A 22,039-nucleotide genomic window follows, 5' to 3' on the forward strand; every position below is an offset into this window, starting at 1 on the left:
GCGCATGGTCCGAGACTACGGGGACGCTCGCCGTGCGCGTGTGAGCCGACACGCTCCGTGGACGTTCGGACAGGAGGGCCAGGCGGCGGAGGTGCTACCAATCGTGCGCGAAGGGGTGATCGCCAGCGGCGAGCGGACGTCGTTGCCGTCGCGTAGGGGCGTGGTGCATGGATCAACCAGGACGACCAAGGCCGGGTGCCGGTCGTCCTCGGGGTCCGTCGCCAGGGGAGCCCAGGGGCAAGCCGCACCGTGTCCTGCACGAGCTGGGGCGCATCGGCGAGGCGGTCAGGGCCGCGGCGGAACCTCGCGAGCTGCTCGACGGCACGCTGTCCCACGTGCTGGCACTCGTCGGCGCGACGACCGGCTTCGGAGCCCACCTCGTCGGCGATCGCCTCGTCATCGACCGTGCGGTGCGGTCAGGGGAGCCCCAGGTCCTGGACCTCGAGCTGTCGCTGCACGAGCCTCCGTACGTGCAGCTCCGCGACGAGCCGGGCGACGTCTTGGAGGTCACGACCCATCCGGGGGTCGCATCCCGGTTCGGCAGTCCGCGAGCGATCCTGGTCCCGCTGCGCGATGCCGAGGGGAGCATCCGCGGGCTGTTCGAGCTCCACGGCGCGACGCACCTGAACGGCGACGGGCCCACGGCTGGTCTAGGTGTGGCCGCGCGGATCGTGGCGGCGGGCCTGCACCACTTCGACGTGCTCGAGGAGCTGCGTGGTGCCAACCGCAGCGTGCGCGAAGCCGAGGAATCCCTGCGCCTGGTGCTCGACACGGCCAACGATGCGTTCGTCGGGATGGACGAGAACGGCGCCATCGTCGACTGGAACCGGCGCGCCGAGGAGATCTTCGGGTGGACCGCGACCGAGGTCGTCGGCCGCGCGGTAGCCGACGTCGTCATCCCGGACCGCTTCCGCGATGAGCACTGGGAGGGCCTGGAGCGCTTCAAGCGCACCGGCGAGGGACCCATCCTGTTCAAGCGGCTGGAGCTGCCAGCGCTGCACCGCGAGGAGCACGAGTTCGACTCCGAGATCACCATCTGGCCGAGCCGGAGCAAGGGCCGGTACCGGTTCAACGCCTTCATCCAGGACATCACCGCGCGCAAACGGCTCCAGGCCACCATCGCCCTGCGTCAGCGGATCACGAAGGCTGCGAACGAGGCCGCCGAGCTGTCGACCGCGGTGCGCACGGCGCTCGAGGAGGTGTGCGGGCTGACGGGATGGCCCCTCGGGCACGCCTACCTCGTCTCCGAGGACGATCCCGACATGTTGCTGCCGACGGATTGGTGGTTCGCCCGCCGCGACTCCTTCCGCAACCTTCAGGAGGTCACGTCCCGGACCACGTTCCGTCGCGGTCGCGGGTTGCCAGGTCGGGTCCTCGAGGTCGGCGAACCGGTCTGGATGCCCGACCTCGACGTCGCCGACTTCCCCCGGCGCGAGTCGGTTCTGGACCTCGGCGTCGCCAGCGCGTTCGCGTTCCCCGTCCGATCGGGGGAACGGGTCGTCGCGGTGGCCGAGTTCTTCTCGGAGGACGTCAGCCACCCCGATCCCGAGCTGCTCGCCGTCATGGGCGACATCGGCACGCAGCTGGGACGCGTGTGGGAGCGCCAGCGTGCCGAGGACGAGCTGCGCCGCGCCAACGAGGAGCTGCTCCAGACCGACAAGCTCAAGAGCCAGTTCGTGTCGATCGTGTCACACGAGTTGCAGACCCCGCTCGTGACGATCCGAGGCTTCGGGGCGCTGGTCGAGGACCAGTGGGACGAGCTCGACGATGACGAGAAGCTGGCGCACGTCCGCGCCATCAACCGTCACGCGCGACGGATCTCGCGCATGGTCGGCGATCTACTGACCCTCTCACGCATCCAGGCCGGCGTGATCAGCTCCTCGCCTTCGGACGTGGCGGTCCGTGGAGCCGTCGAGCAGGTCGTCGCGGACCTGGAGATCGAAGAGGTCGAGGTGAGTTGCCCTCAGGACGTCCGTATCCGTGTCGACCTCGACCACTTCATCCAGATCCTCATCAACTTCCTCTCGAACGCGCAGAAGTACGGGGCGCCACCGTACGAGATCACGGTCGGGACGCTCGACGAGCGGGTCGAGATCGCAGTCACCGATCACGGCGAGGGTGTGCCGGAGGAGTTCGTCCCGAGCCTGTTCGAGCCCTTCACCCAGGCGGTCCGCGGCAGTGGGCAGTCGAGGGGAGCGGGTCTGGGGCTGTCCATCGTCGCCGGCCTGGTCAGGGCGAACCGCGGCACGCTGCGCTACGAGGTCGCGGCTGACGGCGGGGCGCAGTTCGGGGTCGCGTTCCCGCGGACCGGCTGATCAGGGCGTCGTCGGTGTCCCTGGCGGATGCCGCAGGATCGGCGCTACCAGGTCCTCGCCGTCGAGAGCGCGGCGGAACTCCCCGAGCAGGCCGATGAGGTGATCGGGTAGCTCCTGGCCGTCGAGGATGTGCTTCTCGAGGTAGGCGAACGCGCCCAGCGCGAGGGCGGGCTCCTTCTCGACGTTGGCCGGCAGCACCGAGAGGATGACGACCATGGTCTTGGGCGCTTCGCGGACGATACGTGGCAGCGCGGTGCGTCCGTCCATCTCGGGCATGCGGATGTCGAGCAGCATCACGTCGGGCTGATGCTCGGTGGCGAGCTCGATCGCTTGCACGCCGTTCCCGGCCTCGGCCACGATCTCGAAGCGTTCGGAACGATGGAGCCGCAAGCGGATGAGTTGGCGCAGGTCGGGCTCGTCCTCCGCGATGACCACGGTGGACCGGTCGGGTACGCCGAGATGTTCGCTCACGTTGGTCGTCTCACCGATCCCTCTCGACTGCTGCACTCCCGCCCCGTGTATACCAGAGGCACGACCGACCGGCGGTCCCGCCCCGTAGCCATCGAGGGTACGGGTCGCGAGCGATGCGAGCCGCCGACACCGCGCTGTTGGCGGCGGATGGGTGTGGGGTCTGCATCGACGACACGGATGCGGCGTCGCTGAAGGAGGCGCCCCCGGCAGGGATCGAACCTGCGGCACCTGGTTCCGGAAACCAGTGCTCTATCCACTGAGCTACGGGGGCCTGTCACGCGAGAGTGCTCAAGCAGCGAAGCGGTAGCACAGCCTCGCTGAGTGCTCAAGCAGCGAAGCGGTAGCACAGCCTCACGAAGTGCTCAAGCAGCGAAGCGGTAGCACAACCTCACGGGTCGAGACGGTACCACGGGCCCCGTGATGGCTCCGCCCACGTCCGTGCCCGTGGCGCTACCGTTCGGGCGCAGCGTGGGAGGCGACGGCGGTGGCAACGAAGGTCCTCGCGGTTGACGACGACCCGGTCATCCAGCGTTTGCTCCAGGTCAACCTCGAGATGGAGGGCTACGAGGTCGAGCTGGCCGGCGACGGCGAGGAAGCACTGGCGAAGGTGCGTGCGTTCGGACCCGCCATCGTCCTCCTCGACATCATGATGCCCAAGCTCGATGGCTGGCAGGTGTGTGCGGCGATGAAGGAGGATCCGGCCCTCGAGAACATCCCGGTGGTGTTCCTGTCGGCCCGGGCCCAGGACGCGGATGTCCAGCGTGGCAACGACCTCGGCGCTGCGGCCTACATCACCAAGCCGTTCGACCCCATCGACCTGCTCGAGCTGGTCGAGGAACTCACGCGGTCGTGACGGTTCGGTGCGGTTCCACGTCCTGACGCTGGGACCGTAGGCTCGCTCGCAGCTCGCTGCCGGAGGAACCGTGGCACGCCCCGAGGAACTGGACCCCGTCCTGGCCGACCTGGCTGGTCGTATCCGCGCGGCGCAGCGTGCGGCAGGGCTCCCCGAGGCCGAGACCGACTTCGAGCGGCCCAAGAACCCCGACCACGGCGACTGGGCGACGTCGATCGCGCTGCGGTCGGCCAAGCAGGCGGGGCGCCCCCCGCGCGACATCGCCACCGCTCTGGTCGAGCACCTCGACCCGCCCGAGGTCGTCGACGAGGTCACGATCGCGGGTCCCGGGTTCCTCAACTTCCGCTTCGCCCCTCGCTACTTCGAGGACGCCGTCCGGCAGGTCCTCGCCGACGGGGAGTCCTTCGGTCGACGCAAGCGCGACGACGCCGAGCGCATCAACATCGAGTTCGTGTCGGCGAACCCGACGGGGCCGCTGCACGCGGGGCACGGCCGCTGGGCGGCAGCCGGTGATGCGCTCGCCGAGGTGCTGGCGGCGGACGGCAACGACGTCGACCGCGAGTACTACGTCAACGACGCCGGGGAGCAGATCCGTCTGTTCGGGGAGTCGGTGCTTCTCGCGGGCCGTGGCGACCCGCTCGGGGAGGATCACTACAAGGGCGGGTACGTCGCGGACCTCGCTTCGGAGCTGCGCGAGGAGCACGGCGATGCGTTGTTCGCCTCCACGGACGAGGAGACGGTGTCGCGCGTAGCCGAGGCAGCGGTCGAGCGGATGCTCGAACACATCCGCGAGACCCTCCACCGGATGGGGGTGCACTTCGACGTCTACTTCTCGGAGCGGACCCTGCACGAACGCGACGAGATCGGGGCGGCCATCGCCGAACTGTCCGCTGCCGGCCACACCTACGAACAGGACGGCGCGAGGTTCCTGCGCACCACCGCCTTCGGTGACGACAAGGACCGGGTGCTCGTCCGTCAGGACGGCCGGCCGACGTACTTCGCGGCGGACTGCGCCTACTTCATGGACAAGCGTGATCGCGGCTACGACCGGTTGATCTACGTCTTGGGCGCCGATCATCACGGCTACCTGGGCAGGATGCGCGCCCTCGCGCGCTGCTTCGGCGTGCCCGACGACGCCCTCGAGATCCGCATCGGCCAGAACGTCAACCTGCTCCGCGGTGGCGAGCCGGTGAAGATGAGCAAGCGTGCCGGCGAGTTCGTGACCCTCGACGAGGTCGTCGAGGAGGTCGGGGCCGACGTCGCGCGCTACGTCTACCTCCGCCAGAGCCTCGACACGGCCGTCGACTTCGATCTCGACGTGGTCGCGCAGCAGTCGATGGACAACCCGGTCTACTACGTCCAGTACGCGCATGCTCGTATCGCGTCGGTGGTCCGGTACGCCGACGACAGCGGTTTCCGACCGGGAGACGCCGACACGGCTGACCTGTCCTGGCTGACGCACCCGGCGGAGGTCGAGCTGCTGCGCGGCATGGCGATGCTCCCGGAGATCGTCGCGGGGGCTGCCGAGCTGCGCGCCCCGCAGCGCGTCGCTCGTTACGCCGAGGACCTCGCGTCCTCGTTCCACCGCTTCTACACCGAGTGCCGCATCGTGCAGGAGGACGAGGGACTCGCCCGGGCACGGTACTGGCTGGCCGTCGCCGCGAAGCGCGTCCTGGGCAACGCCCTGGCCATCCTGCGCGTCTCCGCTCCGGACCGGATGTGACCGCGTCACCCTGGCCGATGACCGCGTCCCGCGACGAGGACGGTGTCCTGTGCGTCGGTGGGATCGCGGTCACCGATCTCGCCGCCGAGTACGGCACACCCCTGTGGGTCGTCGACGAGCACGACATCCGCGAGCGCTGCGCCGCCTACGTGACGGCGTTCAGCGGCGCGAGGGTGTGCTACGCGAGCAAGGCCTGGCCGACCGCGGGGCTCATGCAGATCGCGGTCGAGGAGGGCCTGTGGATCGACGTCGCGTCCGCGGGCGAGCTGCACACGGCACGGGTCGCCGGGGTGCCGATGGACCGGGTCGTGTTCCACGGGAACAACAAGTCCGAGGAGGAGCTGGCGCTCGCGGCCGAGCTCGAGGTCGGCCGCGTCGTGATCGACAGCTTCGACGAGCTCGACCGACTCGAACGGCTCGGCGCCCAGCGCGATCACCGCTACACGTGCTGGTTGCGGATCACTCCCGGCATCGACGCGCACACACACGAGTACGTGCGCACCGGGCACGACGACACCAAGTTCGGGTTCACGCTGTCGCTGGGTCTCGCTGACGAGGCGGTGCGTGTGGCGTCCCGTCTCGAGAACGTCCACGTGGTAGGCGTGCACGCCCACGTCGGATCGCAGATCTTCGGCACCGATCCGTTCGTCGCGAACGCCGAGGTGACGATCGAACTGATGGCGCGGTGGCGCGAGGAACACGGCGTCGCACTCGGCGAGCTCAACCTCGGCGGCGGCATGGCGATCCGCTACACGCACGAGGACCATCCCGTCGCGATCGAGCGGTACGGCGAGACCGTCCTCGCAGCGGTCACGGCAGCGTGCGCCGCTCACGACTTCCCCCCGCCCGCCCTGTTCGTCGAGCCCGGCCGGGCCATCGTCGCCCCGTCGACGATCACCCTCTACACGATCGGGACGGTCAAGGATCTGCCCGGCCTGAGCCGCTGGATCAGCGTCGACGGCGGGATGAGCGACAACATCCGTCCCGCCCTCTACCAGGCCGAGCACGAAGTCATGCTGGCGAACCGCACCGGGGGGGCGGAAGCGCGCGCTGCGGCGGTGGTCGGCAAGCACTGCGAGTCGGGTGACCTCGTCCGTGCCCACGTGCCGCTCCCGAGCGATGTGGTCCCGGGGGACCTCCTCGCGGTCGCCGCCACCGGGGCGTACACGGCGTCCATGGCGTCCAACTACAACCGTCTCCCGCGCCCCGCCGCCGTCCTCGTCCGTGATGGGAGCGCGCGTCCCCTCCTGCGGCGGGAGACCCTCGATGACGTCGTCGCCCGGGACGTGGTGTTGTCGTGACCTCGCTGAGCGGCGGGCGGGTGCGGCTGCGTCGACTCCGGGCCGATGATCGGTCCTGGATGCTCGAGCTGGAGCAGGACCCCGACGGGGGCCTCACGGCGCGTGCCGGCCCCGCGGAACCGTGGTCGGGAGCCGACCTCGACGCCTACCTCGAGCGCCACGCCGACAGCCTGCTGTACGCGGTGGAGACCATCGACGGGTCCCCGGTGGGCAAGTGCGTGCTGAAGGACCACGACGCGAAGAACCGTCACGCGGCGATCGGCATCAGCATCCTCTCGTCGGCACAGGGGCAGGGGTACGGCACCGAGGCGATCGCGTTGCTCGTGGACCACGGCTTCCGCCAGTACGACCTGCACAAGGTCAAGCTCGACGTGCGCGCCAGCAACGCCCGGGCGATCGCGGTGTACGGGAAGCTGGGGTTCCAGGTCGATGTCCGCCGCCGCGAAGCGCGCTACCGCGACGGCGGGGTCCACGATGTGCTCGACATGAGCCTGCGGCAGGGTGCGTGGGAGGCCGTCCGAGAGGAGCTGCTCGGGTGACGGCGGGGCGGGGTGTCCTGACCGGTGAGCGCGTCCGTCTTCGCGCGGTCGCCCTCGAGGACCTCGACCGGCTGGTCGAGAGCCGCAACGACGAGCAGGTCCTCGTCACGGCGCGACTCGACGCCGCCGGGCCGGTCAGCCGCACCGAGGGTGAGGCGTGGGTTCGCGACCCCGGTCCCGACGTGCTCGTGCGCTTCGCGATCGTCGCCCACGACCGTGACCGCGTCGCGGGTACGGTCACGCTCGAAGGCCACGAACGGGTCTCACGGGTCGCGCGGCTGGGCATCCAGCTCCACCCCGACTCCCGCGGTCGGGGGTTGGGCACCGACGCGGTCCGCACCGTCGTGCGCTACGCCTTCGATCAGCTGAACCTGCGCCGCGTGTGGCTCGGTGTGCAGGACGACCAGGCGGTAGCACTCGGCTGCTACGGCAAGGCGGGGTTCGTCGAGGAGGGTCGCCTACGCGACGAGGTGTGGCGCGATGGCGCGTGGCACGACCTCGTCATCATGAGCGTGCTCCAGCACGAGTGGCGCGGATGATCGGACTGGCCGCGGAACAGGTCGCGCTCCCGCCCGAGACCATCGTGCGGGTGCGGGACGGGTACGCGCTGATCGAGACGCCATCACGCCGCGACTTCCGCGACGGCAACATCATCGAGGTGGGAGAGCCGGACACGACGGCAGCCAGCCTGTACCGACGCCTCGGGTTCCGGCCGCACAGCCACCTCATGGTCGTCAAGCAGCGAGCGACGCCACGTGGCTGAGGCGGTGACGACCGACGCCCCGACACGCTCGTGGGCGGGATGGTTCCCGCGGCAGTGGGCCGCCATCGACGCCGAGACCGTGGAGCGCCGGCCCTTCGGGGCGTTCGAGTCCGGCCTGCTCGTCGCCGCCGCCATCGCGCTCGTCTTCCAGCGTTTCCCCGCCCGTGGTGACGCGCTCCAGCGGACGCTCGACCCGGACAGCACGTGGTTCGATCTGGCCGACCAGCTCCAGTGGGGGCTGGGCACGTCGTTCGCGTACATCGCGATCCCGCTCGCCTACCTCGCGCTGACGCGCGCCCCGATCCGCGACTACAACCTCGGCTGGCGCGGCACCCAGCGTCACCTCCCGATGTACCTCGCGATGCTCGTGCTGATGGGGCTGCCCATCCTCATGGTGTCGGTCACAGGCGACTACCAGCGCATCTACCCCTTCTACGACAGCGCGCACCGGTCGTGGACCGACCTGGTCGCGTGGGAGCTGGTGTACGGGCTGCAGTTCGTGGGGCTCGAGTTCTTCTTCCGGGGCTTCCTGCTGCAGGGACTGCGTCCCGCGTTCGGGCACGCGGCCATCTTCGTCATGGTCGTTCCCTACTGCATGCTGCACTTCGGCAAGACCTGGTCGGAATCGCTGGCGGCGATCGTCGCGGGGATCGTCCTCGGCACGCTCGCCATGCGGTGGCGGTCGATCTGGGGCGGCGTGCTCATCCACTGGACCGTCGCCATCTCGATGGACGTGGCTTCGCTGACGCGGCAAGGCCGTTTCCCACCGGGAGAGCTGTTCCCCCCTGGGTAGGCTCGGCTGACACCTCTGTGCGCGCGACCTCCGGAGAGCAGACGTGGACCGCATCATCCGCATCGGCCTGCTCGGCTGCGGCACCGTCGGAAGCGGCGTCGTGCGCATCCTCGACGCCGGGGCGGATGACATCGCCGCGCGGACCGGGGCCAAGCTGGAGATCACCCGCGTCGCGGTCCGCGACGCCAGCCGGGTCCGCGACCTGCCGCTCCCCCCGGACGTGTTCACCGATGATGCTGATGCGGTTGTCGCCGCCGAGGACGTCGACGTCATCGTCGAGGTGATGGGTGGCCGCGACCCCGCGGGGCGCCTCGTTCGCCGAGCGCTCGCGCTGGGGAAACCGGTCGTCACCGCCAACAAGGAGCTCGTGGCCCACGAGGGACCGGAGCTGTTCGACGCGGCCGACGCCGCCGGTGTGGACCTGATGTACGAGGCGGCGGTCGCTGGCGCGATCCCCATCATCAAGCCCCTCAAGGAATCGCTCGCTGGTGACCGCGTGCGCCGCGTCGCGGGGATCCTCAACGGCACGACCAACTACATCCTCACGCGCATGACCGAGGAGGGGGTCGGCTACCCCGAGGCCCTCGCCGAGGCGCAAGCACTCGGGTACGCCGAGGCCGATCCGACCGCCGACGTCGGAGGTCACGATGCCGCGAGCAAGTGCGCCATCCTCGCGTCGCTCGCCTTCGACACGCGCGTCCACGCGGAGGAGGTCTACCGCGAGGGCATCGAAGCGGTCACCGCCACCGACATCCGGGTCGCCGACCGTCTCGGATACGTGATCAAGCTCCTCGCGATCGCTTCGGAGGTCGAGGGCGCCGTCGCCGTGCGGGTCCACCCGACCTTCGTCCAGAAGACCCATCCTCTGGCTGCGGTGCGCGAGAGCTTCAACGCCATCTTCGTGCAGGCGGATGCGGCGGGCGAGCTGATGTTCTACGGGCGGGGCGCGGGGTCGCTCCCGACCGGATCCGCGGTCGTGGGTGACATCATCGACGTCGTGCGCAACCTGCTGCAGGCGTCGCGTGGCCCTACCGAGGTATCGCACCAGGCCAAGCCGCTGCGTCCCATCGAGGACCTGTCCACCCAGTACTACATCCTGCTCGACGTCGACGACCGACCCGGCGTCCTCGCGGCGGTGGCGGCGATCACCAGCGACCACGAGGTGTCCATCGCGCAGGTGTGGCAGGAGGGCCACGGTGACACGGCGCAGCTGGTCCTCATCACCCACCGCAACACCGAGGGCGCGCTGCGGGCGACGGTCGAGGCGATGGCCGCTGCGGCCGGCGTCCGCTCCGTGGCGAGCGTGCTCCGTGTGGAGTCCGAGGTGCTGTCGACGTGAGCGGGCAGTGGCGCGGTGTGATCGAGGAGTACCGCGACCGCATGCCCGTGGCTGCCGACACCCCCGTCGTCACGTTGCGCGAGGGCGGTACGCCGCTGATCCACTCGGAGCGGCTCTCGCAGTTGACCGGCTGCGAAGTCCACCTCAAGTTCGACGGGGCCAACCCCACGGGATCGTTCAAGGATCGCGGGATGACCGTCGCCATCACCAAGGCGGTCGAGGCCGGAGCGAAGGCGGTCATCTGTGCGAGTACCGGCAACACCTCGGCGTCCGCGGCCGCGTACGCCGCCAAGGCGGGGCTGGTGTGCGGCGTGATCGTCCCCAAGGGCAAGATCGCCCTCGGCAAGCTCGCCCAGGCGCTGGTCCACGGCGCGCGCGTGCTGCAGGTCGATGGGAACTTCGATCAGGCGCTGCAGATCTGCCAGACGCTCGACGAGAAGTACCCGGTCACGCTCGTCAACTCGACCAACCCGTTCCGCATCGACGGCCAGCGCTCCGGAGCGTGGGAGGTGTGCGACTTCCTCGGTCGTGCCCCGGACGTGCACGTGATGCCCGTCGGCAACGCCGGCAACATCACCGCGTACTGGCGCGGGTACCGCGAGTACCACGGGGACGGCATCATCGATCGCCTCCCGGTCATGCGTGGGTGGCAGGCCGCCGGGGCCAACCCGATCGTGCGGGGTGAGCCGGTCGAGCAGCCCCAGACCATCGCGACGGCCATCCGTATCGGCAACCCGGTGTCGTGGCAGCACGCCGTCGAGGCTGCCGACGCCTCGGGTGGGTCGATCCGCGACGTCACCGATCGCGAGATCCTGCAGGCCTACCGTGAGCTCGCTCGCGAGGGAGTCTTCTGCGAGCTGGCCTCTGCCGCCTCCGCGGCCGGCCTGAAGAAGCTGCACGCCGGCGGTGACCTCGACGCTGGTCAGACCGTCGTGTGCGTCCTCACCGGGCACGGCCTGAAGGATCCCGACTGGGCGGTCGCTGGGGCGGCGCAGCCTCCGGTGATCCCCGTGGACGTCGACGCTGCCGCGGAGCTCCTCGACCTCGCCTGAATCCCGCGACTGAGGGAAGGTCGAACCCTTGAACCGGGCCTCCCGGTTCAGCGGTTCAACCTTCCGACGGCTCACGGGGTTCGAGGTGGAAGGTGACCTCGACGGTGGCGTGCACGTCGCGCGCGCCGGGGCGCAGATCGAGCTCGGGGGCGGGCTGTGGTGCTGCGCCCGGCGGGGCGCCGCGCAAGGGCATCCGCGCTGCGGGGGCTGCTGCGGGGCGCAGGGGTTCCTCGGGCACGATCGGCGACACCGTGCTCACGCCGGGCTCGACTACCCGGAGTGCCTCCCCGAGTCGCTGACCCAACCCGTCGGCGTAGGCCTCTGCGCGGCTCCGAGCCGCACGCGCCGCCTTGGCGCAAGCCTCCGCCCAGGCGGGATGTTCCGGCGTCAGCGTCCACCGTGGTCCCTGCACATCCGCGCCGGTCGCCGTGACCGCTTCCGCGATGACCGTCCCGAGCGGCTCCGCGTTCGACGTGCGGATGTCGATGCGCGCCGTCGCGTGGTGCCCCTTCGACAACCAGCGGGTGCCGTCACGCTCGCGGTCCTCGCGCACCCGGATGGACGTGGCGCGGTCGTCCTCACCGATGCCGTTGCGCTCCAGCAGTGCCACGATCGCATCGACGTCGCGGGTCACCTCCTCGAGCGCCGCGTCCGACGAACGAGCGCTGGCCGCCAGTTCCAGTACCAGGTGTGCCTCGTCGGGTACAGCCCGGACGGTGCCGCTGCCGCGGACGCTCACGGTCGGCAGGAGCCTGGAGTCCATGTCCTCGGTGCCGCTCGCCATCGTGACCCCCTCATCGACGCCGGTGGAGCCTACGTGTGCGGACGAGGGGGTGACGTCTCTGGCGCTGGAGCACTGGCAGACCGTGCTGCTCGTCAGGCGCGACGAGCTCGAGCACGTACACGCGACCGCCGCGCACAGCGGACGAGGTGAGACGCCGTGACGCCAGGAGCCACGGGGCGCTCCCAACGCTCAGGTCCTACGCGGACCATCGTCGTGCGTTGGAGGGCTTGGCGCGGAACCGGGTGGGTGACGGAAACACGCGTGGATGCGTGTTCCTGTCGGGCTGGCGCGCCCTGGCTGCGATGGCGGTGACGGGAACGCGCGTGGATGCGTGTTCCCGTCGTGATATAGCGTGCCGATCGACCATGGGTCGTGTCGATGCACGGAGGATCGTTGGACCGTCCACCGCTCCGGGTCCGCGTGCCGGCGACCTCCGCCAACCTCGGCCCGGGCTACGACGCTTTCGGTGTCGCGCTGACCCGTCACCTCGTCGCCGAGGTCACGGCCCGAGCCGACGCCCGTGTCGAGACGGTCGGAGAGGGCGCTGGCGAGGTCGCCACGGGGGACGACAACCTCGTCTGGGCATCCCTCGCGGCGTTCTGTGATGCGTACGGTGTGGCCCCCCCCGACGTCAGCCTGCGTGTGGACAACCGCGTTCCCCTCGAGCGGGGACTCGGGTCGTCGTCGGCCGCGATCGTGGCCGGCCTCGTGTTGGCCCGAGCGGTCAGCGGCGTGACGGTCGGGGATCGGGACCTCGTCGCGTTGGCGACCCGGATCGAGGGCCACCCCGACAACGTCGTCCCGGCGTTGCTCGGTGGCGTCACCGTGACGGCGTCGACCGGGGACGGGACGCTGGTCGTGAGGCGGGTGCAGCCGCACGCCCGGCTGCGCCCCGTGCTCTTCGTACCGGCGCAGCGCCAGAACACCGCGGCGGCACGCAGTGTCTTGCCGACCGAGGTCGCGCTCGCGACGGCGGCCGACCAGGCCGCTCGTGCCGGACACGTCCTCGGGGCGTTCATCGGCGCCTGGCCGGTCGACGCTCGATTGGCCGGGGACCACCTCCACGAACCGCGTCGGCTCGAGGTCATGGCTGCGTCAGGAGTTCTGGTCTCCGAGCTGCGGGCCGAGGGACACCACAGCTGGCTGTCGGGAGCCGGGCCCGCGGTCGGTGCCGCGGTGACGCGCCCGACGCCGACCGAGCCGATCGCCACGCTCGCCCGCCGTCACGGGTTCGAGCTCGTGATGCTCGATTGGGACCTGAGCGGAGCGACCACCGCCTGAGGCTCGGGATCGTCGTTCTCACCGTAGGTACGTGCAGACGCGTGCCGAGACGATATAGTTGACCCGTCGACCGCGCAGAGCCCCCGCGTCCAGCGGGATCTCTGATCTCCGCACCCTCGTGTAGGACTCGTGTAGACACCTCCTCCACGTCGCTCTGCGGACACCTCGCGGGACCGGTCTTCCTTCCCCGACCGGTCGCGGGATGAGCGTGCTCGACGAACCCCGTTCCCCCGTCGTCCGGGTCTGCCGGCACTGGGTCGGGGGAAGGTGCGGGGCTCGTGCGCCAACCGCGTGACGAGGAAGATCGAAGGGAGCAGGGTGAAGCTCTTCCTGGATACCGCCAACATCAGCGAGATCAGCGAGATCAACGCGTGGGGTGTGCTCGACGGCGTGACCACCAACCCCACCCTCGCGGCGCGTGAGGGCAAGGACTTCGCGTCTATGATCAAGGAGATCTGCGCCGAGGTCACCGGTGACGTGTCGGCCGAGGTGGTCTCCACCGAGACCGAGTCGATGGTCGACGAAGCCCGCAAGCTCGCCGCCATCGCCTCGAACGTGGTGGTGAAGATCCCGCTCATCCCGGCGGGTCTCGCAGCGGTCAAGATCCTCGCCGGGGAACAGATCCGCACCAACGTGACGTTGTGTTTCTCGCCCACGCAGGCCATCCTTGCTGCCAAGGCCGGGGCTTCGTACGTCTCCCCGTTCCTGGGGCGTCTCGATGACATCTCCAGCGACGGCATGGACCTGTTAGCGCGTATCTGCGAGATCTTCCGGGTGCAGGGGTACGAGACCGAGGTTCTGGCCGCGTCGTTGCGCCACCCCATGCACGTCGTTGACGCGGCGCTCGTGGGCGCGGACATCGCCACGATGCCGGCCAAGGTGTTCCACCAGATGGTCAAGCACCCCCTGACGGACAAGGGACTCGACCAGTTCCTGGCGGACTGGAGGACCTACCAGGACTCCCTGCACTCCTGAGAGACGGCATCCGAGCCGGGTGCCTGGACGACGAAGGTGAACGTGATGGATCGAACCGGCCTCGAACGCAAGGCGCTCGTCGAGCTGCGCGAGATCGCCGCGGCGATGGAGCTCAAGGGCTACCAGCGCCTCAAGAAGGCCGATCTCGTCGATCTCATCATCGACTCCGGTGGCGGCAGCAGCAACGGCAAGGCCAAGGGCAACGGCAAGAAGGACTCCGAGGACCGCGACACCGACACGTCGTCGGACCGCAAGGGCAAGGACGAGGCCGAGTCGAAGCGGGACGACGGCTCGCACGGCGAAGGCGACGACGACGCCGGTGACGACGTGCAGCGGGAGCGCACACGCTCACGGGGCGGCAAGGGTGACGACGACGCGGACAGCGACGACGATGACGACGACGGCCGCAGCGAGCATGACGACGGCGGCAACGGTGGGGACGACGACACCAACCGCGGTGACGACGACGGCGGCAACCGTGGTGATGACGACGGCGGCAACCCCAGTGATGACGACGGCGGCAACCGCAACCGCAACAAGCGCAACCGCAACAAGCGCAACCGCAACCGCAGCAAGGGCGGCGGTCAGCAACAGCAGCAGGAGGACCTGAGCGACGCCGAGGTCCGCGAGGGCGTGCTCGATCTGCTGCCCGAGGGGTACGGCTTCCTCCGCGTGACCGGCTACCTCGCCGGTGACCGCGACGTCTACGTGAGCCAGAGCTTCGTGCGACGCTACAACCTGCGGCGCGGTGACCTGATCAAGGGCCCGATCCGCCGCAACAAGAACAGCGACAAGTTCCCGGCCCTCGCCCGCGTCGACCAGATCGAGGGCGATGAAGCCAAGGACGGCGGTGGCAAGCGCGTCGACTTCAACAAGCTGACGCCGCTGTTCCCCAGGGAGCGTTTCCTGCTCGAGACCGAGGACGCTTCACCCGTCTCGATGCGGTTGGTCGACATGATGTCGCCCATCGGCAAGGGGCAGCGCGGGCTGATCGTGTCTCCACCGAAGGCTGGGAAGACCACGATCCTGAAGCAGCTGGCCCACGCCATCGAGACCAACAGCCCCGAGACGCACCTGATGGTGCTGCTGGTCGACGAGCGTCCCGAGGAGGTCACCGACTTCCAGCGTTCGACCAAGGGTGAGGTCATCGCCTCCACCTTCGACCGGCCGGCCGATGACCACACTCAGGTCGCCGAGCTCTGCATCGAGCGTGCCAAGCGACTCGTCGAGCGCGGTAGGGATGTGGTGATCCTGCTGGACTCGATCACCCGACTCGGACGCGCGTACAACCTGGCCGCGCCCGCGTCGGGTCGGATCCTCTCGGGTGGTATCGACTCCGCCGCGCTCTACCCCCCCAAGCGGTTCTTCGGCGCAGCTCGCAACATCGAGGAGGGTGGCTCGCTGACGATCATCGCGACCGCGCTCGTCGAAACCGGCTCGAAGATGGACGAGGTCATCTTCGAGGAGTTCAAGGGCACCGGGAACATGGAGCTGCGCCTCGATCGCAAGCTCGAGCAGAAGCGCATCTTCCCGGCTATCGACGTCGCCGCCAGCGGCACGCGGAAGGAGGAGCTGCTGCTCGAGAAGGACGACCTCGATGCCGTGTGGAAGCTGCGTCGCGTCGTCGCTTCCCTCGAGGGCGGCGCCGCGCTCGAGCTGCTCATCGACAAGATCAAGGCGACCCGGAACAACGATCAGTTCCTACAGATGATCGCCAAGTCCAACCTCAACGTCTGACCCGGCTCCCCGAGCCGCCCATACCCCTGGAGGAACACCATGCGTCAGGGCATCCACCCAGAGTACGTCAAGGCCACCGTGACCTGCTCGTGCGGGAACCGGTTCGAGACCCGGGCCACCACCGACGAGATCCACGTCGAGCTGTGCAGCCAGTGCCACCCGTTCTACACCGGCAAGCAGAAGCTGGTCGACACGGGTGGCCGCGTCGACCGCTTCCAGCGCCGCCTTCAGGCCGCCGAGGAAGCCAAGGCCAAGAAGAAGTAGGCATCGACGGCGCCAGCTCCCGGAGCGCACCGTGTCCAGATCCGTCTCGTCGGGCATCACCGTGTGCACGGCGCTCGCCGTGGCGCTCGCCGCTGCCTCCCTGGCGCTGGCGCCGTCCGCGGCGGCCGCGCCGTCGTCCGCAGCGGGTGACGGTCAGGCGCCAGCTGGCGTGGGTTCGCACACTTGGACCGTCTCCGACTTGCAGATCGAGACGCTGACCGGCCCGGACGACGACATCCCCGTGACGCTCGATGCGTCGCTGTGGCTGCCCGATGACGCCAGCCCCGCGTCGCCCATGCCCGCCATGCTGATCGCGCCGGGTTTCGGCAACAGCAAGGATGCCGCCGAGATGGTCACCCTCGCGGCGTACTTCGCCTCGCATGGCTACATCGCGATGACCTTCACACCCCAGGGCTTCGGCGCGTCGACCGGTTGCATCGGCCTCGACTCGCGCACCTACGACAACAAGAACGCCCGCGCGATGATCGACCACCTCGCCAGCCTGGACGTCGTCGCCACCGAGGCGCCGGGGGACCCGAAGGTCGGCATGGTCGGCGGCTCCTACGGTGGGGGGCTGCAAGGCCACACCGCGATCGCGGATGCGCGGATCGACGCGATCGCGCCTGGACGCACGTGGACGGACCTGGCGTACGCGCTCAACCCCAACAACTGGGTGCGCGACGCCGACGCCCCGTACGCGGTGGACGGGTACGAGCAGGGGGTCTTCAAGCAGGCCTGGACCTCGCTCTTCTTCGCGCTCGGCACCGCCCAACCGGCGATGGGTGGTGGTGGCTGCGATCCCGTGACGCGCCAGCAGACCTACCCGACCGCGACCCCGTGCAGCGCCTGGATCCCCGGCATCTGCGAGACGTTCGCGCGTCTGTCGACGACCGGTGACGCCTCGGAGGAGGACCGCGCACTGGTGGCCGACTCGAGCCTCGCGCCCGAGCTCGGCCAGCTCACCACCCCGACCCTGTTGCCGCAGGGTCTGCCCGACACCCTGTTCACGCCCAACGAGACGGTGCCCGTTCTCCTCGACCTGCAGAGCCGGGGCGTGCCCGTCGCCGTGATCTGGCACTCGTCGGGGCACGGCGGGCACAACGGCGCACCCGGTGACGGTGAGCCGTACACCGGCCAGTTCGACGACTCGCCGGAACGTCAGGCCGAGTTCGCGCAGACGTACCTGGCGCGGCGGATGCTCGCCTGGATGCAGCGCCACGTCCGTGGCGATGCCTCGGTCGACACCGGCCCGGCGTTCGCGTACTTCCGTGACTGGGTGGACTACGACGTCGCCGAGACCGGCGGCACGGCAGCCCCCGCATACGGCACCTCGGACGGGATCCCGCCCGGGGATGACCTCGAGCTCGTGCTCGATCCGGTCGCGGGTCGCCTCGTCGAGGTCGGCGAGCCCATGACCGGTGGGAGCGGCACCTTCCTCAACCCGCCGGGCGGAACACCGGCCGCGTACTCCGAGCTGCCGAACTTCTCCTCACCTGGGGACACCGGCGACCGGCCACCGCAGGAGATCGAGGGCCAGCACCTCGCTTTCGACACCGAACCTCTCCAGGCACCGCTCGATCTCGTGGGGATCCCCTTCGTGGACCTCCACCTCAGCCACGGCAACGCGCTCCGTGACGCCAGGCTGTTCGCCAAGCTCTACGACGTGGCGCCTGACGGGACGGCGACGCTCCTGCGCCGGCAGGTCGCTCCGGCGCGGATCCCCACCGAGGCGCTCACCGAACCGGTGACGTTGCGACTGGTCGGTACGAGCTGGCGGTTCGAGGAGGGCCACCGTCTGCGCCTGGTTCTCGCCTCGACGGACACGGCCTTCTACAACGAGCGCCTGGCCGACGTGCTGACGGTCAGCTCGACCACCGATGCGCCTTCCGCCCTCCGCCTGCCGGTCGTGGGTGCCAGCCTGGTGACAGGGGGGACGCCGGCTCCCCCCGCCCCGGCACCGAGCAGCCCGCCGGCACGCGCCCCGCTCCCCGCGACCGGTGGCGGCGTGGCGGTCGTCGGACTCGCGTTGCTGCTGACGACCGGACGGCTCCGCCGCGACGTGGGGCGCTGAGTCCGAGCTACGCCGCGGAGGCCGCAGGGGCGAGCTCGCTGGCCAGCTCGCACCACTGCTGGAGCTGGCGTGGAGCGAGGAAATACGTGCGGACGCGCTCGCGTGCCTCGGTTCCGAGCTGCTCGGCGGCGGTCGGATCGTCGAGCAGGCTCAGCACCGCCGTGGCCACGCCGGCCAGGTCGTGCGGATCCTCGACGACGAGACCGCTGCGGCCGTGCTCGATCTGGTCCTGTATCCCGCCGACCGCACTGGCCACGACCGGCCGGCGCTTCCACATCGCCTCGGCCACGGTGAGCCCGAAGCCTTCGACGAGGCTCTTCTGGATCACGACGTCCGATCGGCGTTGCAGCGCGTTGACGATGGCCGAGTTCTCGTCGTCGTCCGCCATCGGTACCTGCACGAGGTGAACCCGCTCCCGTAGGGATGGTTCGAGCGCGTCCCAGGCGGTGCAGCAGTCCGCGTACACGCCCGCGCTCTCCGGGTCGTCGGTGACGGTCCCGATCTCGGGGCCAGCGAGGATCAGGTCGACATCGGCACGTGCACGCAGGTGGTCGGCGGCCATGCGGACGAGGCCGACGGGGTCCTTCAGCCGGTCCCACCGCGAGATCTGCGTGGCGACCTTCGCGTCCCCGCGCAGGGCCGGATGTCCACCGTGGCAGCGCACGCGGTGACGCACCCGACCGACGGAGCCGTCGACCCGCTCGAACGTCGGGGCGTGCGACGAGCCGTCCGACCCCAGACCCGCAGCAGCGAGGATCGAGTCGGTCGTCTCCGGCGACAGCTCCTGGTTCTTGGGAGAGAAGGCGTCGATCGTCGGCGGCACGATCCGCAGCCGGTCCGCGTCGAGTCCGTCCCACAGGTAGTCGGGACGTGTCAGGACGAAGCGCTCCGAGTGGCGGACCGCCGGCCGCAGCAGGTCCCAGGCGGCGCGGGTGTGGCGGTTCGGCTCGTCGCAACCCACGTGGCACTGCCACACCACTCGCGCCCCGAAGGCTCGTACCAGCGGGATGAGACCCGCGGTCTGGGGATCGTGGAACACCACGACATCTCCCGGTCCGACCCGATCCGCGAGGTCTTCGCCGTTGTGCGCCATCACCTCGGCGTACAGGTCCATCTCGGCCGCGCTGGGACGTTCGGCACGGGCACCGTGCAGGAGGTTGTGGATGCGCTTGGTGATGTCGAAGAACGCGTCCGTCCCCTCGATCACCGCCCAGCGCGCGTCGATGCCACCGCCACGCAGGTACGGCACCAGGGTGCTGAGCATCTCGGCCACACCGCCCCCCTCAGCGGTCGAGTTCACGTGCCACAAGGTCCGGCCGGAGAGATCGGCGGCCGTGCGCGCGAGGCTCCGCTCGACCTGCGCCTGCTCATCGTCGGACAGCAACGCGTGGAAGGGGTCGATCGATCTGGAGTCGAGTGGCACCGCGGTGATCGATGTCATCTCGTCATCCTCCGCTGGGGACAGGGGCCTATCGGCTGCGACGCCGAGAGCGATGTCAGCCACGGTACGTACCCTCCGGGGGTGCGGCGGTGTGGTCACGCGGCGAAGGTCACCGGCCGCGCGTCGCCTACCCGACGAAGGTCCATGGGGCACGCCCCATCCGCCAGGGAGCGGCTGTGCGCACGTCCAGGTGGTTGTCGCCGGTGGTGGTGCTCGCCGTGCTCGCGGCTCCTACCGCCGTCGGGGCGGACCCCTCGTGTACCGACGAGCTGACGACCCGGGTCCAGTCCGAACTCGGGGTGTTCACGAGGTGGCTCGAGGCCCACGACGTCGAGGGTGTGATCGGCGAGGTCGGTTGGCCCGACGACGAGGGGGGTGCTGCCGACCGTTGGAACGCGCTCGCTGACGCCTGGTACCGCGATGCCGATGCAGCCGACCTATGGGTGATGGCGTGGGCGACCGGTGAGTGGTGGGGCGACTACCCACTGGCGGTGTACGAGGCGGACGGCTCGGGGCCCGTCTCGCAGCCCAACACCCAGGCGCGGGTGGTTGAGAGCCACCTCGGTTCCAGTGGTGTGCTCCGAGGAGTGAACAGCGCTGGTGGGGAGTTCGGTACCCCGGGGCCACTCGATGCCACCAGTGCCTTCTCGAACCACACGCCAGGCACGTACGGCACATCCCACCACTACGACAGCAGCGCGACCTTCCACTACCTCGCGACCCGGGGGATCGAGGTCGTGCGGCTCCCCTTCCGGTGGGAGCGCGTCCAACCAGAGCTCGGTGGTCCCCTCGACCCGGAGGAGATGGGGCAGTTGCGCGCAGCCGTCGACCGCGCGACCGACGCCGGGCTCCACGTCGTGCTCGACGTGCACAACTACGGCGCCTACTGGAGGTGGGACGGCAGTCGCGGCGTGCGCACCCCGATCGGCTCCGACGCCCTCAGCATCGACGAGTTCGCCGACCTCTGGCGTCGGCTCGCCACGCACTTCATCGGTACGGCTGGAGTCGTCGGCTACGGCCTGATGAACGAGCCGGTCGGCCTGCCGTCGATCGGCGGGCGGTCTCCGGCGGAGGTGTGGGAGCAGGCGGCGCAGGCAGCCGTCACGGCGATCCGGCAGGTGGACCGGACGACCACGGTCCTCGTCGGAGGCTACGAGTGGAGCGGCGCCCAGCGCTGGGACGCCGTTCACGACGACGCCTGGATCGACGACCCCGCCGGGGCGATCCGCTACGAGGCCCACCACTACTTCGACCGCGACAACTCCGGGAAGTACGCGCACGGGTACGAGGCCGAGGTGACCGATGCCCGCGCCCGCGGTTACTCGATCGTCTGTGGCCGGCACAACGTCGAGCGCATCGCTGGACCCGACCGCGTCGCGACCGCCGTCGCGGCCGCCCGCCGCGGCTGGTTGGCGGCCGAGGCGATCGTGGTTGCCCGCAGCGACGACCCGTCGGACGCCCTCGCAGGGACGGTCGTCGCCGGGAGCCTCGACGCCCCGCTCGTCCTCACGCCGACGGACGGACTCGCTCACGAGGTCGCGATGCTCGTCCGCGAACTCGGGGTGGAGCGGGCGGTCGTCATGGGCGGGGAGCGTGCACTCGGACGCCAGGTCGTCGCTGACCTCGAGGCGGCCGGCGTGACCAGGATCGACCGTCTCGCAGGCGCAACACGGGTCGAGACCGCCGCTGCCGCGGCCCGCGCGGTCCCGGACGCCGGCCGCACGGCGCTGCTCGTGCGCGGGTCGTTCCCGACCGAGCCGACCCGGGCGTGGGCGGACGCACTGGCCGCTTCGGGTCTCGCGGCCGGGCGAGCCCGCAGCGGCGCGGCGTGGCCCGTCCTCGTCGCGGGTGACACGGTGCCGCCGGCGACCCGCGAGACACTCGACGATCTCGACATCGAGCACGTCATCGTCGTGGGTGGGACCGCGACGATCCCAGCGGGGGTCGACGACGACCTCCGCTCGGCCGGCTACGACGTCGAACGGCTGGCCGGCGCCACACGGTACGACACGAGCCTCGAGGTCGTGCGGCGCGAACTCGCCCTCCGAGGCGACGCTCCCAGTCCGCTGCTGATCGCGACCGGGACCGCGTTCCCGGACGGGCTCAGCGCAGGCGCTCTCGCGGCGCGTCTGGGCGGGACGTTGCTGCTCGTACCCAGCCAGACGGACGCGTCGCAGGTGGCGTGGTTGGGCGACCACCGCGACCGGTTCACCCACACCCCGCTCGTCGTGGGTGGTGAACTCGCGGTCGCACCGGCCGTCGCTGCCGACATCGCCGCCGCCGTGGACGGCTGACGCCCCACGATCGTCCGGCCAGGGTCGGCCCTGGCGTGGGTCA

19 protein-coding genes and 1 tRNA gene are annotated in these 22,039 nt (G+C 70.1%); 16 read left to right on the plus strand and 4 right to left on the minus strand.

Annotation, left to right across the window (positions count from 1 at the left end; all coding sequences use genetic code 11):
- The first annotated feature begins 167 nt into the window (after positions 1-167).
- Positions 168-2,315 carry a PAS domain S-box protein gene (locus KY469_00290; GenBank protein MBW3661509.1) on the plus strand — a complete coding sequence of 716 codons (2,148 nt, stop codon included), beginning with the start codon at positions 168-170 and terminating at the stop codon, positions 2,313-2,315.
- Here the strand turns inward: KY469_00290 and KY469_00295 are convergent, their stop codons facing one another.
- Entirely contained in the window at positions 2,316-2,786 is a 471-nt protein-coding gene (locus KY469_00295; GenBank protein ID MBW3661510.1) for a response regulator, read from the minus strand.
- 198 nt (positions 2,787-2,984) lie between these two features.
- Positions 2,985-3,057 (minus strand) — tRNA-Arg (locus KY469_00300).
- A gap of 213 nt (positions 3,058-3,270) precedes the next feature.
- Between KY469_00300 and KY469_00305 the strand changes: the two genes are divergently transcribed.
- The 9 genes from KY469_00305 (at position 3,271) to thrC (ending at position 11,149) form a co-directional block, all read left to right on the plus strand.
- Positions 3,271-3,639, plus strand: a complete 369-nt coding sequence (locus KY469_00305) for a response regulator (protein MBW3661511.1) — start codon at positions 3,271-3,273, stop codon at positions 3,637-3,639.
- An 88-nt stretch (positions 3,640-3,727) separates the two neighbouring features.
- A complete protein-coding gene (gene argS / locus KY469_00310) occupies positions 3,728-5,362 on the plus strand; it encodes an arginine--tRNA ligase (protein MBW3661512.1) in 1,635 nt (544 codons plus the stop codon).
- A gap of 17 nt (positions 5,363-5,379) precedes the next feature.
- Positions 5,380-6,663 carry a diaminopimelate decarboxylase gene (gene lysA, locus KY469_00315; protein MBW3661513.1) on the plus strand — a complete coding sequence of 428 codons (1,284 nt, stop codon included), beginning with the start codon at positions 5,380-5,382 and terminating at the stop codon, positions 6,661-6,663.
- Positions 6,660-7,202 carry a GNAT family N-acetyltransferase gene (locus KY469_00320; protein ID MBW3661514.1) on the plus strand — a complete coding sequence of 181 codons (543 nt, stop codon included), beginning with the start codon at positions 6,660-6,662 and terminating at the stop codon, positions 7,200-7,202. The genes lysA and KY469_00320 overlap by 4 nt, the downstream gene beginning before the upstream one ends.
- On the plus strand, positions 7,199-7,741 hold the full coding sequence (locus KY469_00325) for a GNAT family N-acetyltransferase (GenBank protein MBW3661515.1): 543 nt from the start codon (positions 7,199-7,201) through the stop codon (positions 7,739-7,741). Before KY469_00320 ends, KY469_00325 begins: the two co-directional genes overlap by 4 nt.
- Entirely contained in the window at positions 7,738-7,965 is a 228-nt protein-coding gene (locus KY469_00330; GenBank protein ID MBW3661516.1) for a hypothetical protein, read from the plus strand. Before KY469_00325 ends, KY469_00330 begins: the two co-directional genes overlap by 4 nt.
- A 349-nt stretch (positions 7,966-8,314) precedes the next feature.
- Positions 8,315-8,758: a CPBP family intramembrane metalloprotease gene (locus KY469_00335; protein MBW3661517.1), complete on the plus strand. Its 444-nt coding sequence runs from the start codon at positions 8,315-8,317 to the stop codon at positions 8,756-8,758.
- 55 nt (positions 8,759-8,813) lie between these two features.
- The gene (locus KY469_00340) at positions 8,814-10,097 is read left to right on the plus strand and encodes a homoserine dehydrogenase (protein ID MBW3661518.1); all 1,284 of its coding nucleotides are present in this window, start codon (positions 8,814-8,816) and stop codon (positions 10,095-10,097) included.
- On the plus strand, positions 10,094-11,149 hold the full coding sequence (gene thrC, locus KY469_00345) for a threonine synthase (protein ID MBW3661519.1): 1,056 nt from the start codon (positions 10,094-10,096) through the stop codon (positions 11,147-11,149). Before KY469_00340 ends, thrC begins: the two co-directional genes overlap by 4 nt.
- 55 nt (positions 11,150-11,204) lie before the next feature.
- On the opposite strand, the gene KY469_00350 is transcribed toward thrC, so the two are convergent.
- Positions 11,205-11,933, minus strand: coding sequence for an SIMPL domain-containing protein (locus KY469_00350; protein ID MBW3661520.1), 729 nt, complete (start codon positions 11,931-11,933; stop codon positions 11,205-11,207).
- 393 nt (positions 11,934-12,326) lie between these two features.
- Here KY469_00350 and thrB point away from each other — a divergent pair, with 393 nt between their 5' ends.
- From thrB to KY469_00375, 5 genes are all read left to right on the plus strand, one after another.
- Positions 12,327-13,214, plus strand: coding sequence for a homoserine kinase (gene thrB, locus KY469_00355; GenBank protein MBW3661521.1), 888 nt, complete (start codon positions 12,327-12,329; stop codon positions 13,212-13,214).
- A gap of 318 nt (positions 13,215-13,532) precedes the next feature.
- A complete protein-coding gene (gene fsa / locus KY469_00360) occupies positions 13,533-14,189 on the plus strand; it encodes a fructose-6-phosphate aldolase (GenBank protein MBW3661522.1) in 657 nt (218 codons plus the stop codon).
- 45 nt (positions 14,190-14,234) lie between these two features.
- The gene (gene rho / locus KY469_00365) at positions 14,235-15,926 is read left to right on the plus strand and encodes a transcription termination factor Rho (GenBank protein ID MBW3661523.1); all 1,692 of its coding nucleotides are present in this window, start codon (positions 14,235-14,237) and stop codon (positions 15,924-15,926) included.
- 39 nt (positions 15,927-15,965) lie between these two features.
- Positions 15,966-16,190 carry a 50S ribosomal protein L31 gene (gene rpmE, locus KY469_00370; protein ID MBW3661524.1) on the plus strand — a complete coding sequence of 75 codons (225 nt, stop codon included), beginning with the start codon at positions 15,966-15,968 and terminating at the stop codon, positions 16,188-16,190.
- Between the two features lie 31 nt (positions 16,191-16,221).
- Complete coding sequence (locus tag KY469_00375; protein ID MBW3661525.1) at positions 16,222-18,261, plus strand: hypothetical protein; 2,040 nt, start codon at positions 16,222-16,224, stop codon at positions 18,259-18,261.
- Between the two features lie 7 nt (positions 18,262-18,268).
- Here KY469_00375 and KY469_00380 read toward each other — a convergent pair whose 3' ends face one another.
- A complete protein-coding gene (locus KY469_00380) occupies positions 18,269-19,702 on the minus strand; it encodes a glycosyltransferase (protein MBW3661526.1) in 1,434 nt (477 codons plus the stop codon).
- Positions 19,703-19,878: 176 nt separating this feature from the next.
- On the opposite strand from KY469_00380, the gene KY469_00385 reads away from it, so the two are divergent.
- On the plus strand, positions 19,879-21,996 hold the full coding sequence (locus tag KY469_00385) for a cell wall-binding repeat-containing protein (protein MBW3661527.1): 2,118 nt from the start codon (positions 19,879-19,881) through the stop codon (positions 21,994-21,996).
- The last annotated feature ends 43 nt before the right edge of the window (positions 21,997-22,039 follow it).

Source organism: Actinomycetota bacterium (genome assembly GCA_019347575.1).
In the GTDB taxonomy this organism is placed as follows: domain Bacteria; phylum Actinomycetota; class Nitriliruptoria; order Nitriliruptorales; family Nitriliruptoraceae; genus JAHWKY01.